Source organism: Alteromonas sp. H02 (assembly GCF_059682525.1).
Genome location: NZ_CM185021.1, coordinates 626,869 through 641,203, shown reverse-complemented (window position 1 = coordinate 641,203; position 14,335 = coordinate 626,869). Strand labels below are relative to the sequence as shown.

Sequence of the window (14,335 nt, the reverse complement as noted above, 5' to 3'; positions counted from 1 at the left end):
TTTGTAAGCATTGGAATTTGTTAACATTCTATCTGCGCAACCTGTTAACAAAAAAAGCCCGACGTCATTATCGGGCTTTTTCAATATTTTAGCTACTGATAAGCATTACATTCTGTAACGTACACCCAGTGCAAAGGTGCGGCTATAGAGGGCATTAGAGAAGTTATGCGTATCTTCATACTGGTAGTATTGAGAGAACACTTCTTCAGTAATGTTGGTTGCATCAAAGGTCAGTGTAACTTCGTCAGTAACGTCATAAGTTAACTGCAGATCCAGTGATTTTTCAGGCTGCGACCAGATAGGTAACGGGTTAGCGAATGAACGCGCTTCGTAGTTACGTAAGAAGTTCTCACGCCATACATACGACAAACGCATATCGAACGGCCCTTTGTCATAGATCAGTACTGCCGAGTAAGAGCTGTCGGACACACCAAATACTGGTTGTGAAATATAGCGCTCTAACTCACCCGTAGTACGGTCAAAGATAGGGATATCCTGATCTGAATCCAGCATCGTGTAACTTGCCTGGACACCTAAACCATCAAGCACATCTGGCAGGCCTTCCGGGAAGTACACCGTACCCAGTTCCAAACCACTTAACGTTGCGTTCGACGTATTATCAGGCTGACTCAGGATATACGGATAAGGTGAATCATCCTGCGGACCCTGGGCCACAATATTACGTACCGAGTCGTAAACCAGGCCTTCGATATCACGGTTAAAGTACGTTGCGTAAACAGTATTTCCTTCCCCGAAGTAATACTCCAGTGAGAAATCCAGATTCACCGACTCAACCGGATCCAAATCAGGGTTACCACTCGCCGCTGTGCCATAACCAATGTTAGTTACGTCAGGGAAGTAAGTAATATACGAATTAAGCTGTCCAAACGCTGGACGGCGAATGGTTTCGGTGTAAGAGAAACGAGCAATCAGATCGTCGGTAATGTGGAAGCGAACCATCGCACTGGGTAACAGTGCGGAATCGTCACGATCAGCTGATGTTGGATCAAGTGCACGGTCAAAGAAAGTCATATCTGCTTCTGAGGTTTCGTATCGTAAACCCAATTGACCATCGACTTTGTAACCTGCTAGCTGAGTCTCGAAGTCCGACTCGACATATAGTGATATTGTTGTTTCTTCGATATCAAAGTTGTAAAACATTTCAAGCAATGGATTACCAGTGAAGCCGTAACGGTCCCGCCATACTTCGCGCTCATCAAAGGCTCTGGCAGCATCCATCAGTACCCATGAATCCGGGTAATTGGCCTTGCCATCAAAGAAACCACTGTTGCTACGGTAATAGGATTCATCAAAGTCAGTCATCGGTGCGCCACCAGCGTTACCACTGATTTCCCGGCTTCCTTCAGTAGCAGTCCGCTTGTCATAAAACAAACCGAAGTCTAAAGACTGGAAGAAATCACCATATAAAACATACTCACCGTCAACCGTGAACGTCAGAGAATCGCCCTGGGAAGCACCGCCGTTGTCGTACATTTCCGCAACTGAATATTGCGCCGGGTTGGTTACACTGCCATCAATAACCTCAACGGCAGGGATCCCGTTGCCAGTTGGGTTGATGTTATGGAACAGACGCGCCTGACCGGCATTAGTTCGTAACGCAAGAAAATCGGTCTCAAACTCAGAATCCTGATAATAGATCTCTGACTCAAGGGTAAAATCATCATTGATGTACCATTTACCACCGAGTGCAAACAGGTAGCTGTCAGTGCTGGACTCTACATAGTCAGCAGAGTTGAAGTTAAAGGCATCATTGATAAAACGTGACTGAATAATATTAGTACCAGGGATCGTTTCAATCGGATCGTTCGGGTCTACGTTGCCCCACCAATCAACGAAAAAGAAGTTCAGGCTGGTAAAGTTCTCAGTACGGAAGCCGTTGTAAAACGCTTCAAAGGTATACTCCGAAGAACTGTTTGGCGCATATTGTAATGAAAGATTGACCGCTGGACGCTCACGCTTCCCTCTACCGTCAAAACCAAAAACCGCATCCCGGGCAAGATAGTAAGGCGTATCTACGCCATTGATATCCAGTGTTGAACCGTCTGCGAAAGGGAGGCCTTCTTCAAGCCCGGGTTCCCAACACCCACCGGCGCAGGCATCCGGGAAGATTCGTTGCAGTGGCGTAAAACCATCTGCCGGATCTTCAGTCATAAAGGGTACCATGGCACCCGCCGTAATGGATTGGTCACGGAAGTTAGTGCGGGTGTAAGCCACGTTTAATAATGCACCAAACTCGCCGCCACCATCAAGCTCCCAGCGGTTGGAGACCAGTGCGCTGAACTGCGGATCAGTTTTATCCGCCTGGTTCTGATTTATCATCCGGCCAGCCAGCACGACCGCAGCGCCATCGAAGTTAAACGGACGCTGTGTATTCACATCAATTTGACCGGCAATACCACTACCAATTTGTGATGCTGACCGCGTCTTGTATACGTTGACACTTTCCAGCAATGCAGCCGGAATATCAGCAAGTGCAACTGCCCGACCTGCTGAGGTGAAAATGTTACGCCCGTTAACGGTTGTTGTTACATCGGATAAACCGCGAATAGTTACCGTATTAACCTCACCAGCACCGCGGTCAGTGACCTGAATCCCCGTAACACGCTGTAGGGCTTCTACCACGTTGTTGTCTGGAAACTTACCAATATCAACTGCAACAATAGAATCAACGATCTGTTTTTCCTGACGTTTAATAGCAATAGCTTTGTTAAGGCTGCTTCTTACACCAGACACTTCGATGACTTCTACAGTATCTTCTTCCTGACTATTGGTGTCCTGAGCGTATGAAGCTTGCCATGACATTGCCATTACAATGGCTGAAGCAATGTGCGAGCGCTTGAACATATGTGTATTCTCCGAGTTTATTATCATCCGCTTAATCAAATAACAGATGTCAGTACTGAAATCGCCATTGCTGAAATGCATTGGCTTCCAATTATGTTGTCGAGCATGTGTTAACTTAATGTTATTAACAATAATAGTATTGTATGATATATGCGCTGTCAACGTGATAATGTTAACAATTTAACAATAATTGCATCAGAACTATGTCTTTACGTTGTGTTCAGCACCTAACTTACCATGGCAAATGCGCATGACCACCGGTCAACAAAAACAATAAAAATAAATATTATTCAAATACTTATAATTTTATAACTATTATTAGTCAGAGGAATAGTTTGGCTAAAAAGCGCACACTTATAATGTTAGCAAATCCAAAACCCTTAAAGCCTTAACATACTATTTACACCCGATTTAACTGTGATATTCTCTGTGTAGAATTTTTATATTACAATAGTATTAAATTATGAGGACTTGGAATGTTGCGTAAATCAATTCTATCTTTGATTATATTGTCGGTGCTGGCTGGCTGTGGCGGAGGTTCCGGCTCTGGTGGTTCGCCAGCCGCTGAGCCAGATAACTCAGGTGGAGGCTCAAATCCCCCATCAACGGGTGGAGGGAGCAGTGATGAAGGCCCTACACCCAATCCAACTGTCAGCGAAGCGCCCGTTTTTTTTGATATCGGGGTGCACGACCCTTCTGTGGTAAAAGCTGACGATCAGTACTATGTTTTCGGCTCTCATTTATCCTCAGCCAGAACGTCAGATTTAACCCGCTGGACCCGCGTTGCGGATTTGGTGAATGATGCAAATCCATTATTTGACACCTACGCTGAACAAGCGGCTGAAGGTATTGCATGGACCGACGGCTATGCAGGCTCTTGGGCGGCAGATGTCATTCAACTTGAAGACGGTAATTTCTATTTTTACTATAACCATTGCGCGCAGGCGCCAGAAGGCAACTGTATTTCCCGTTCATATCTTGGTGTGGCAAAATCGTCCAGCGTGGAAGGCCCCTATGAAAACATCCAATTAATCCTGAGAAGCGGCCAACGTGATGGTGAAGGCCCCGGCATTAATGGTGAAACTTACAACGGTAATATTCACCCAAATGCAATCGATCCGGATGTATTCTTCGACAAGGAAGGCCGTTTATGGATGGTGTATGGTTCTTATTCCGGCGGTATTTTTATTATGGAGCTGAGTCCAGAAACAGGCCTGCCATTAGATCCAACCAGCTATGGTACTAAGTTAACCGGCGGTAACTACTCCTCCATTGAGGGGCCGTTTATGCTCTATAACGCCGAGCATGACTATTATTATCTGTTTACGTCTTACGGCGGTTTCGACCAGAACGGTGGTTATAACATGCGAGTGGCGCGCTCTCGTGCGCCTGATGGCCCGTTTGTCGACTCTCTTGGACAAGGCATGATCAGTGCTATTGGCGGATATGAAGCTATTGCTCCTTATGGCAACAAGGTTATCGGAGGCTTTGAATTTGCGTCAGAACTGGGCTTGTCAGGTACTGATTATGGCTACATGGCTCCGGGCCACGGCTCTGCAATTTATGCCGAAGAACTGGACACTTATCTGACTTTTTTCCATACCCGATTCCCTAACTCTGGTGAATTCCATGAAGTACGCGTGCATGAGATGTTATTTAGCGACGATGGCTGGCCACTAATTGCCCCACACCGTTACTCACCGGTAGAAGGTGAAAATATTGTCGATGAGGAAGATATTCTGGGGATTTACCAGGTCATAAACCACGGTAAAAGCATTAATCGTACCGTCAATGAAGCTGAATATCTGACTATAGACAACGAGGGCAATGTAACAGGTGCAATAGAAGGTACTTACACACTCGAAAATAACACATTAACAATACAGTCTTCATCTACGTCTTTCACGGGCAAAACCCTGTGGCAATGGCATGAGCAGGAAGAACTATTGGTGCCTGCGTTCACGCTTGTCTCTGACAACGGTAACGCCTTGTGGGGAACAAGAATGCCGGTCTTTGATTATGACCAGGCAGTAACGGCCATTATTGATAGTTTTGAGTTTACAGAAGTCGTTACATCCAGTGTTACGCTGCCCACAGAAGGGTTATTGGGTGCTACATTAAACTGGAGCTCATCGCACCCTGAATACATCGCTACAGACGGCACGGTCACCCGGCCAACAGCCGCTGACGGTGACGTAACGGTTAGCCTTACTGTGACTGTTTCACTGGATACAATCACCGAAACAAGTACATTTGAGATCACGGTCCGAGCCGACTCAGGTTCAGGTTTACTGGCTCATTACGCTTTCGACAATTCACTGTCTGACAGCAATAATGTATTTGAAGACGCCTCAGGTACCGGTTCGGTATACACCGGTTCTGGTGCCAATATCGACTATGTAGACGGCGTTAATGGTAGTGCTGCGATACTGGATGGCACCAGCGGCATTAGATTTCCTGGTCAGTTAATAACCGGCAACCAGTACACCGTATCACTATGGGTCAACCCGGCGGCAGACAGTCAGTTTACGCCGACCTTTTTTGCCGGTACTGACGATGATAGCTGGCTCAGCCTGGTGCCAGTAAGCTGGGATAACAATACCATGCTGTGGAGTAACAACAATGGCAGTTGGTTTGACGGAACCACCAGCGAGAAGATCCCACTGGATACCTGGTCGCATCTGGTTTTTAGTGTGAACAACGGTGATGTAGTTGTGTACATTGACGGTCAAGCTAAATTTACCGGTACTGACTTCCCGGACCTGTTTACCGGTAATCCTGGTAACTTTCTGTTTGGTATTAATTATTTTGAACAGGATGCACTTTTTGAGGGACAGGTAGACGAACTGCGCGTTTACGATAAAACTCTCACTGGTGATGAAGTGTTCGAGCTGTTCTCTAACCCATAATACTTAGCTACGGGGCGGCCTGCTCGCCTCTTTTTTCTGCAAGGAATTTTTATGTTACGTAAATCATTATCCGCCGTCAGCCTTATTGTTGCTTCTGCATTTGTTCACGCTGATAACCCTATCATTACCGACGTATTCACTGCCGACCCGGCAGCCATGGTTTACAACGACACCGTTTACCTGTACACCGGCCATGACGAAGCGCCTAATAACGACAAATTTTTTGAAATGCATGACTGGCTGGCCTATAGCTCCACCGACATGGTGAACTGGAAAGCTCATGGGCCGATTATGAAAGGCGTTGACTTTGAGTGGGCAGTACCCGGCTTTGCCTGGGCCTCCCACATGGTGGAAAAAGACGGCACATTTTATTTTTACACCACAGTACGGCACGATGAAACCAAACCCGGTTTCGCAATCGGTGTGGCCACTTCAGACTCTCCTACCGGCCCGTTTAAAGACGCTATCGGCAAAGCCCTCATTACCGATGATATGACAACCCATACGCCAAATGACTGGGACGATATCGACCCGGCAATCTTTATTGAAGAAAACGGCGATGCCTACATGTTCTTTGGCAACCTGATGCCTAAGTACGTCAAACTCAAAGACAACATGCTGGAACTTGATGGCGAGATAAAAACCATCGACGTACCCAATTATACCGAAGCCTCATGGGTGCATAAAAAAGGCGATAATTATTACTTCAGCTACGCCTGTGAATTCCCGGAGAAGATCTGCTATGCCATGAGTAAAAGCATTCATGGCCCATGGGAATACAAGGGTATCCTTAACGAAGTTGCCGGTAACTCAGAGACCAATCACCAGTCCATCATTGAGTACCAGGGCAAGAGCTATTTCATTTATCACACCGGCGCATTGCCGCCTAAAGACGGCCAGGCTAGCGGCGGTCGTTTCCGTCGCTCAGTGGCCATTGAACCTTTATATTACAACCAAGACGGCACTCTGAAACGGGTCATTATGACCACTGAAGGCGTGCAGAAATAACAAGGAGTAATGATGAAGTTAAAACTAGTTGCCTGTGGCCTGCTCGGGGTTGGCCTATCATTTGGCTGTGTTTCCAAACAGCATGATGTGAGCATCACTGCCGACCTCAGTAAAGAAGGCGCCACCATTAACAAGGATATCTACGGCCAGTTTGCCGAGCATCTTGGACGGGGCATTTACGAAGGTATCTGGGTTGGCCATGACTCAGATATTCCCAATACCAAAGGCTTCCGCAATGACGTGCTCAACGCCCTGCGCGATATTCAGGTACCTCTGGTGCGCTGGCCCGGCGGTTGTTTTGCCGACGAATATCACTGGCGTGATGGTATCGGCAACCCGGCGGAACGCCCGGTTAAGGTAAATACTCACTGGGGTGGTGTAGAAGAAGATAATGCCGTAGGCACCCATGAATTTTTCGACTTTGTTGAACTGCTCGGGGCGGATGCTTACATCAATGGTAACCTGGGCAGCGGCACCGTGCGTGAAATGGCTGAGTGGGTTGAATACATGACCTCAGACAAAAACTCCACGCTGGCCAATCAACGCCGGGCCAATGGACGCGAGGAACCCTGGGACATCGCTTATTTTGGTATTGGTAACGAAAGCTGGGGCTGTGGTGGTCATATGTCACCGGCGTACTACGTTGACCTGTATAACCAGTTTGCCACCTTTATCAAAACCCCACCGGGCAAAAAGCCAAAACTGGTGGCCAGTGGCGGTCATACTGAAGATACCGAATGGACTGATGTGTTAAGCGCCAGTATTGAACGCAACATGGATGGCATTAGTTACCATTTCTACACGCTGCCTAACAGCGATTGGTCGAACAAAGGTCACGCCACCGAGTTTACCGAAACCGACTGGTTTAAAACCATGGAACGTACCTATCGCATGGATAAGTACCTCAAGGACAATATCGCTAAACTCGATGCCAACGATCCTGAGGGCAAACTGGGCTTTTATGTGGATGAATGGGGCACCTGGTACGACCCCGAGCCAGGCCGTGAGCCGGGCTTTCTGTATCAGCAAAATACCCTGCGTGATGCGGTCTTAACCGCGGTGAACTTTAACCTGTTCCACCATTATGCCGAACGCGTACACATGACCAATATCGCGCAGATGGTTAACGTGCTGCAGGCCATGATCCTCACTGATGGTGGCGACATGCTACTGACGCCCACCTACCATGTGTACGGCATGTATAAGGTGTTTCAGGATGCCACGTCGATCCCTTTCACCATCAACGGTGGCGAGTATAAACAGGGTGACCAGTCGTTACCTGCGGTCACTGCCTCTATTGCTAAGGGTCAGGATGGCAAGGTGTATATTGCCCTGGTTAATTTAGATCCGGCCAATGAAGCCGAGGTGGCACTGGATTTTGACAACGGTGATTATTCCTCTCTGGTTGGTCAGATCCTTACTGCAGATGCCATTACTGCCAAAAATACCTTTGACGCCAAGGAGGTTGTAAAACCTGCGTCATTCAGCAGTGATCTCGACGAACTGGTATTGCCAGCCAAGTCGATTGTTGTTGCAGAGCTGAAATAAGCGGCTTCGCAGAGGATAAAAGCGCGGTCCTAAGTGGCCGCGTTTTTTTATTCACTCAGGCCCAGTTCACAGGCACTTAAGTGGTCGGTCAGATGGGGCTTACCCTTCACATAAAAGTGGCGGAAAACGTTGAAGTAATGCGCCAGCGTTTGAGCTGCACTCGCTTCCCCGGCCAGTTTTAATACTTCCACGCCAACTTCTGCGGTACATAACTGATGAGCATGAGCGGCCTCGCGTAATTTATACTCAGAGTTGACTTGCGGCTTTATCCCCAACACTGGCAGGTGCTGAAGGTACTCACTTTTACGAAACATTTTTCGCGCCTCACGCCAGGTCCCATCAAGCATAATAAACAAGGGCACTTTACCGTTATCCGCTACAGCGTGAGTGCGTCGCTCAGGCTCAGCATATTCGTGGGGAAAGATGATAAACGGCTGATAGACCGGGTTGTTTAGCAACGCCAAAAACTCCGGGGATGGTTCGGTGCGATGCCAGGTAAAGGCGTGATTCACCTTTGCCACATCGGCAATCAGTCGCCCGGTATTAGTTGGTTTGTAGCATTCGCCTTTGTACATCAGGAACACAAAAGCACTGTTAGCCTGCGGCTCTGGCACATACTCACAAATACAATTGGCAGTTGGTAGCAAGCAGTCGTCACAGCGAACGACCTTGCCCCCACGGGCCAGAAACGGGCGGGTTGAATGAACCAGCTCTCGCTGGCGCAGAGCTAAAACGGAATTATGCAAAGCATTGCCGGAATAAAACGAACAGGGCCATATTGTATATGAGCCCTGCCCGACACTGCCAGCACTGCTTGGTAGGTATTTTACCATCAGCTGCCAGCAGTAAGCATGGTTTACGGGTTAGCCAGTGGGTAGCGGGTTTCCAGACTGTCGATATCTACCACATTACCGTTGCGGTTTACCTGCCGGTAAAGGCCCAGCTCAGCCGGCGGTACAAACCCCGCGGCCTGTTCAATATCGTTGAGGCGTGCCCCCTGAGCGACCAGGAATGTCAGATAAGTATGCCTTAACGCTGCCACTGAAAACTGATCCGGGTATGGCAGCCCGGCGTCGTGTGCCACGTTTATGATCATCTGATCTAACTGACTGGCATCCAGACGGCTGCTCAATACGGTAGCTTCAGGGTCGCCTTCTGACTCGCACAATAGGCCTACGCATTCATTGGAGAGGTCAAGAGTCCGGGCAAAATCACCATGGATCTTAAGCGCGCCTTTTTCCACCAGCACGTCCTGATAACGTACTTCAGGTAATTCCTCTGGTGCTACCCCGCTGAGCAACAGCGCGATAACCAGTTTGCCGTCACGATTAGCGGCTTTGTATAGCCCCAGACAGTCTTTTTCACTCAGTAACCGGGCATTACTCGCCGGCGCCTCATGACCAAGTTGCATTGGCGCCTGCTGGTGTCCTAACTGAGAGACCTTTTGTTTTTCAAGCGCCTGATGGGCTGCCATTTGCTGTTCCAGGGTCAGTCCCTGATTAGGCACCACGTTATAGCTGGTAAAGGTCGGCGCAGGAGTTTGCTGGCGATGAATCGAACTGAACAGCTGCAATGCCAGCAAACCAAGAATAATTGCTACCACCAGCGCGATGGCAGAATCCCGCCAGTAATGTGGCGCTATGGGGAAGTCCGGTTCAAAGGGCTGCTCCAGAATATTGATGGTAGGCTGCATAGGTTTTTGCACCTCTGCCTGTACCAGTTGATCCCGCAGCGTCTGCGATTGTAATTGTAACTGTTCCAGAGCACCGTCGAGACGGGCATATTCTTCTAGCTTTTGATTGAAGGCCTGGGCATCAAGCGACAGTTGTTTAAGTTCGCTATCCAACTGCTGTTGCTTTTGCTGGGAAGAGGTTACCGTTCGTTTGAGCTCCTCCAGGTAGCGCTGCTGACTTTCGGCTACCGTCTTGTCATAGTTACCCCTGAGTTCCTCCAGCTTGCGCTTTTTGCCAACGATTTCCGGGTCCATGTTCATGTAAGTGGGGGTAAAATTTTCGGCCAGTTCGGCCAGCTCAGATTCTACTTCGGCAATCACGGCATAGAGACTATCCATGCGTGCTTTATCATTAGGGTGAAAGACCATTTCGCCGTTGGCAATACTCTGGCGTACGGTAGCCAGCTCTGCCTCGGCTTCAGCCTGCATAGATTCGGCCTCATCCAGGGCCGCACCTTTGCTTTTAATTTTCGCCAGCACGCGGTTTTCATCACGCTCCAGCGAAACAATATTATTTTCTTCACCAAAGGCCTGTACCACAGCCCGTTGTGCATTAATCTTTTCTTCCAGCGCGAGGAGTTTTTCCTGTTCGACACTGATGGTTTCTTCGGTGTTAGCGATGGTTTCGGCCGACAGTTGTTCAAGGTACAGATTTAACCATTGCTCCAGAACCGGTTTTAACAGGGTTTTATCTTCTCCGTTGGCATACAGGCTGATTATACGGCTGCTGGTATTGGCTTCGGTGCTCAGCATACCAGCCAGTTGCTCGGGGGAAAGAGACAGTGAATCGTAGGCCAGTAAGCGGGCGCTCAAATCATTAAACACACGATTACTGCTAAGGCGCTGGTTGTTGAGGGTGATTTGCTCGACCGGTACGGTGCTTTGCTCGGTGTTATGCTGCTGAGCATAACTAAAATGGACGATGGCCTGACTCTGATAAATTTCTGGCCGAGACCAAATCCACGCCAGCGCGGCAGCAAATACCACCAGAAAGGTTAAGCTTAACACTAACCACTTTTGCTTTTGCAGCTTTTTGGCTTCTTCCTCTGAACGCATATCTGCGTTACCTGTGACAAATTGTGATGGCGTCACTTCGACTTTGCCAGTAAATGCCATGTGTTATTTCCATATTCCAACGCGCGCCCCGGTCTTTGCAGACCGGCGCTAATTACTTACCTGGCGGTTAGATTATCAGCTAATGTATGGCTGTGCGACCACTATTGGGTGTTATCCATGTTTCCCGTCAGGTTTTCACCCGCAGTGTTAATCCGCCTAAATAGTTACAAACCGGCAACAAAGGCTTTGTAGGCATCAACAGCGATAGGACTCCGCATAAGTTTGTCATGGCCAACGCCCTCCACAACCACCAGATTTTTATTGTCCGATGGCGATACCCGGTACAATATCTGACTGTATTTGGGTGGCGTGGTGAGGTCTTTTTCACCAACCAAAATCAGCAAGGGGCCCTGGTAACTACCAACCTGATAGGCATTATCCACCGCCGCCAGTTTGGGAGACAGTTTGATCCGGGTAAACCAGCCAGACCAGCCCGGTGAATTGTCATTGATAAGCTGAGAGAGGTTAACAATGGGTTTTTCTAACACCAGCGCATCCGGGCTGCGCTGCAATGCAATATTGGCGGCCACGGCGCTCCCCAGCTCAATGCCGTGAACAATAAACGGCTTATCGTTACGCAGTTTATCGGCAGCAAAGTCATATATTGCCAGCGCATCAGCCATCATGGCTTCAGGGTCGAGTTTAGCTGGTTTATCACTGATCCCCGCCCCAGGGTAATCAAACCAGATTACGTTGGCCGGTATGGCACCAAACCGATGCACGATATTGGCTGACTGATTAATGGTCATGCCGTTACCACCAAACAACAGAATATTGGCTTTCGCGCCATGGTAAAGTGCCTGAATGCCCCGCAGGGTATGCCCCTGCTCGCTTTTCAGACTTACGGCTTTAAGTGCCACCGACATATCATCCTTAAAGGCCTGCTCCTGGAAGCGAGTAAGATTGAGTTTTTCGGTTTTAGTGGACTGATAAATAAGATTGCCCGGTGTGACGTTGATCACACAACCGGTAATAACCACTGCGATGACGGTAATGATGGAGGCTTTGATAAAACGACGCATGCCTTTCCCTGGATAACTCTTAACTGCTTTAAGCGTACCAGTAAAACCGTAAAAAATCATGCAGGGTCATGCATTTGCTTCGTGGTTTAAGGAGTTCCAAAGAAAGAAGGGAGAGCACCGCCCTACTCGGTACTCCCCCTTTGAACAACAAGGTACTTAAAAAGTAATGACTTACTGTGGTTCGCGCAGATGGAAAATCTGACAGCGTGTGGCCAGATCAGGCTGCTGCGCAATATTGGTTCCTTCAGCCAGACCACAGTCGGTTAAGCCAAGCGGCAAGCGCGTATAGCGGTTAAACAGCATCATGCCGCCGCCGTCTTTCGGCGTTAAACGCCACTGCGCCGTTTTCTCTTCGCAGTTCACCATACTGATGTTGGCACCCGGGACGACCTGGTTGGCATCCACACCCACACATAACTCACTGTCAGCGTCCTGCTTCAGCGACAGATAGCCCGTATCGGTTGACACAAATAACCAGCTTTGCTCTGCCTGATAATCAAAGGCCTGCTGTTCAATATTATCGCCATTCAACGCCAGCGCCTTACCACTTTGCTGGCTCATCAGGGCCACTTCACCCATGGGGCGCAGCTGCCATTGATTACAGGCACTGTCGGTATTGTGCTGCAGCACTGCCTGATTGGCCGACGCAGAACACCCGGCAACTGCCAGAGGTTTACCCGAATAACGGTTACTCAGCGTAACATTGCCATCGATACCGGCTTCCACCTTCCATTGCTGGCAGTAGTTGTTACGCCAGGCCGCCGATTGCACGCGGGCATTGTCGCTCGTAGCGCAATTGGCCACCTCCAGGAATTTACTGTCTTCGCGGTTAGCCAGACGAATGAAACCGTCGGTGGTCGAGTCCAGCACCCACTGGCCGTTAGTCCCGGCGCACTGACGTTGCACTGCGCGGTTATCTTCCGGGTCGGCAGAGATATCCAGACACAGCTCACTGGTTGCATTCTCCAACTGATAACGCTGACCTTGTACACGGGTTACCAATGGGCCGTTCTCACCCGATGGCGGCGCAACTTCTACGCCCGGCGTTAAAGGCTCACCAAATTCAGGCTCGCCGGTCTCAGACCAGGTAAATTTCTGGGCGCGTAATGACCGGGTAGCACTACAGCCATGCTCAACAGAGTCATTGCCGTGATACACCAGCCAGTCTTCACTACCATCCGGTGAGGTAAAGAAACCGTTATGGCCAGGACCGAATACCGTTTCGGTGCGGCTGAAAACTGGTTCAGGCGATTTGGTCCAGTGGTCAGGATTCATCGGGTCGTTACCGGTTAACTCCAGTAAGCCGAGCTTATAATCCGGTGTATTACAAAAACTGGCTGAGTAGGTCATAAAAGTACGGCCGTTGTGCTGCAGAATTTCAGCCCCTTCGGTAACCTTACGGCCACTGATTTCCCAGTCCAGCTCTGGTGTGGTCAGCACCATATGTTCCTGGTCTTTCAGCGTCCACGGGTTTTCCATTTCAGCAATAATGTTCAGCTGTGTATCACCACGCCACTGTGAATAGATCACGTAGAGCTTGCCGTCGTGTTCCAGATAGTTCCCATCGATATTCCACACTTCAGGCATCAGTGCGCCTTTGTACTGATAAGGCCCCATAGGATCATCACCTACACTTTCCAGCACGTTGAGGTGCTGATAATCCAGCGTGCCGTCCTGTCCGGCGGTGTACATCATGTACCAGCGATAGCCGTTTGGCCCTTTTAAGCGGTGGAATTCGAACGCCCAGAAGTTACAGCAACGCTCAGGGTCGGTAGATGACCACACATTTACCGGCGTCGCATCAGCTAAACCTGCCAGCGTTGGCGATTTACGCATCACTAACTGCGAGGTCCAGGTAGTCGTGGTCAGGTAATAGTTACCATCCCAGTATTCCAGCCAGGGATCGGCGCCATTAGGAAACAAGGGGTTAGTGAAAATGCCCGATGCTTCAGTCGCGACATTCACCTTGGTTTCTGTGACCTCTTCGTTGTCTGTGCTGTTACAACCGGCAAGGGAAGACATGACCAACAGACCAATACCAAGTCGTTTAAGCGACTTTGAAATCATGATTGCTCTCTCTATCTGGGTTACCACACCCGCCAGGGAGCGGGTGTTACGATTAATGACTTAACGCT

At 49.0% G+C, this 14,335-nt stretch carries 8 protein-coding genes; 3 read left to right on the top strand and 5 right to left on the bottom strand.

Annotation, left to right across the window (positions count from 1 at the left end; genetic code table 11):
- Positions 1 to 105: 105 nt before the first annotated feature.
- Positions 106 to 2,865, bottom strand: coding sequence for a TonB-dependent receptor (locus AC566Q_RS02905; protein WP_499613461.1), 2,760 nt, complete (start codon positions 2,863 to 2,865; stop codon positions 106 to 108).
- Positions 2,866 to 3,341: 476 nt separating this feature from the next.
- Between AC566Q_RS02905 and AC566Q_RS02900 the strand changes: the two genes are divergently transcribed.
- From AC566Q_RS02900 to AC566Q_RS02890, 3 genes are read left to right on the top strand one after another with little or no spacing between them, the layout of a single operon-like run.
- Entirely contained in the window at positions 3,342 to 5,774 is a 2,433-nt protein-coding gene (locus AC566Q_RS02900) for a family 43 glycosylhydrolase (RefSeq protein WP_499613458.1), read from the top strand.
- 51 nt (positions 5,775 to 5,825) lie between these two features.
- Positions 5,826 to 6,782, top strand: a complete 957-nt coding sequence (locus tag AC566Q_RS02895; RefSeq protein WP_499613455.1) for a glycoside hydrolase family 43 protein — start codon at positions 5,826 to 5,828, stop codon at positions 6,780 to 6,782.
- Positions 6,783 to 6,794: 12 nt separating this feature from the next.
- The gene (locus AC566Q_RS02890; protein WP_499613453.1) at positions 6,795 to 8,330 is read left to right on the top strand and encodes an alpha-N-arabinofuranosidase; all 1,536 of its coding nucleotides are present in this window, start codon (positions 6,795 to 6,797) and stop codon (positions 8,328 to 8,330) included.
- A 47-nt stretch (positions 8,331 to 8,377) separates the two neighbouring features.
- On the opposite strand, the gene AC566Q_RS02885 is transcribed toward AC566Q_RS02890, so the two are convergent.
- The 4 genes from AC566Q_RS02885 to AC566Q_RS02870 form a co-directional block, all read right to left on the bottom strand.
- On the bottom strand, positions 8,378 to 9,076 hold the full coding sequence (locus tag AC566Q_RS02885; protein WP_105933746.1) for a tRNA-uridine aminocarboxypropyltransferase: 699 nt from the start codon (positions 9,074 to 9,076) through the stop codon (positions 8,378 to 8,380).
- Between the two features lie 110 nt (positions 9,077 to 9,186).
- The gene (locus AC566Q_RS02880; protein WP_499613450.1) at positions 9,187 to 11,178 is read right to left on the bottom strand and encodes a hypothetical protein; all 1,992 of its coding nucleotides are present in this window, start codon (positions 11,176 to 11,178) and stop codon (positions 9,187 to 9,189) included.
- Positions 11,179 to 11,342: 164 nt separating this feature from the next.
- The gene (locus AC566Q_RS02875; RefSeq protein WP_499613444.1) at positions 11,343 to 12,200 is read right to left on the bottom strand and encodes an alpha/beta hydrolase; all 858 of its coding nucleotides are present in this window, start codon (positions 12,198 to 12,200) and stop codon (positions 11,343 to 11,345) included.
- A gap of 171 nt (positions 12,201 to 12,371) precedes the next feature.
- Positions 12,372 to 14,267 carry a family 43 glycosylhydrolase gene (locus tag AC566Q_RS02870; RefSeq protein WP_499613438.1) on the bottom strand — a complete coding sequence of 632 codons (1,896 nt, stop codon included), beginning with the start codon at positions 14,265 to 14,267 and terminating at the stop codon, positions 12,372 to 12,374.
- Between the last annotated feature and the right edge of the window lie 68 nt (positions 14,268 to 14,335).

What these genes read in the sequence shown, in the direction of transcription:
- AC566Q_RS02875 (WP_499613444.1), bottom strand. Translation starts at nt 12,200, where the DNA reads ATGCGTCGTTTTATCAAAGCCTCCATCATTACCGTCATCGCAGTGGTT.
- AC566Q_RS02895 (WP_499613455.1), top strand. Translation starts at nt 5,826, where the DNA reads ATGTTACGTAAATCATTATCCGCCGTCAGCCTTATTGTTGCTTCTGCA.
- AC566Q_RS02890 (WP_499613453.1), top strand. Translation starts at nt 6,795, where the DNA reads ATGAAGTTAAAACTAGTTGCCTGTGGCCTGCTCGGGGTTGGCCTATCA.
- AC566Q_RS02880 (WP_499613450.1), bottom strand. Translation starts at nt 11,178, where the DNA reads ATGGCATTTACTGGCAAAGTCGAAGTGACGCCATCACAATTTGTCACA.
- AC566Q_RS02900 (WP_499613458.1), top strand. Translation starts at nt 3,342, where the DNA reads ATGTTGCGTAAATCAATTCTATCTTTGATTATATTGTCGGTGCTGGCT.
- AC566Q_RS02870 (WP_499613438.1), bottom strand. Translation starts at nt 14,267, where the DNA reads ATGATTTCAAAGTCGCTTAAACGACTTGGTATTGGTCTGTTGGTCATG.
- AC566Q_RS02905 (WP_499613461.1), bottom strand. Translation starts at nt 2,865, where the DNA reads ATGTTCAAGCGCTCGCACATTGCTTCAGCCATTGTAATGGCAATGTCA.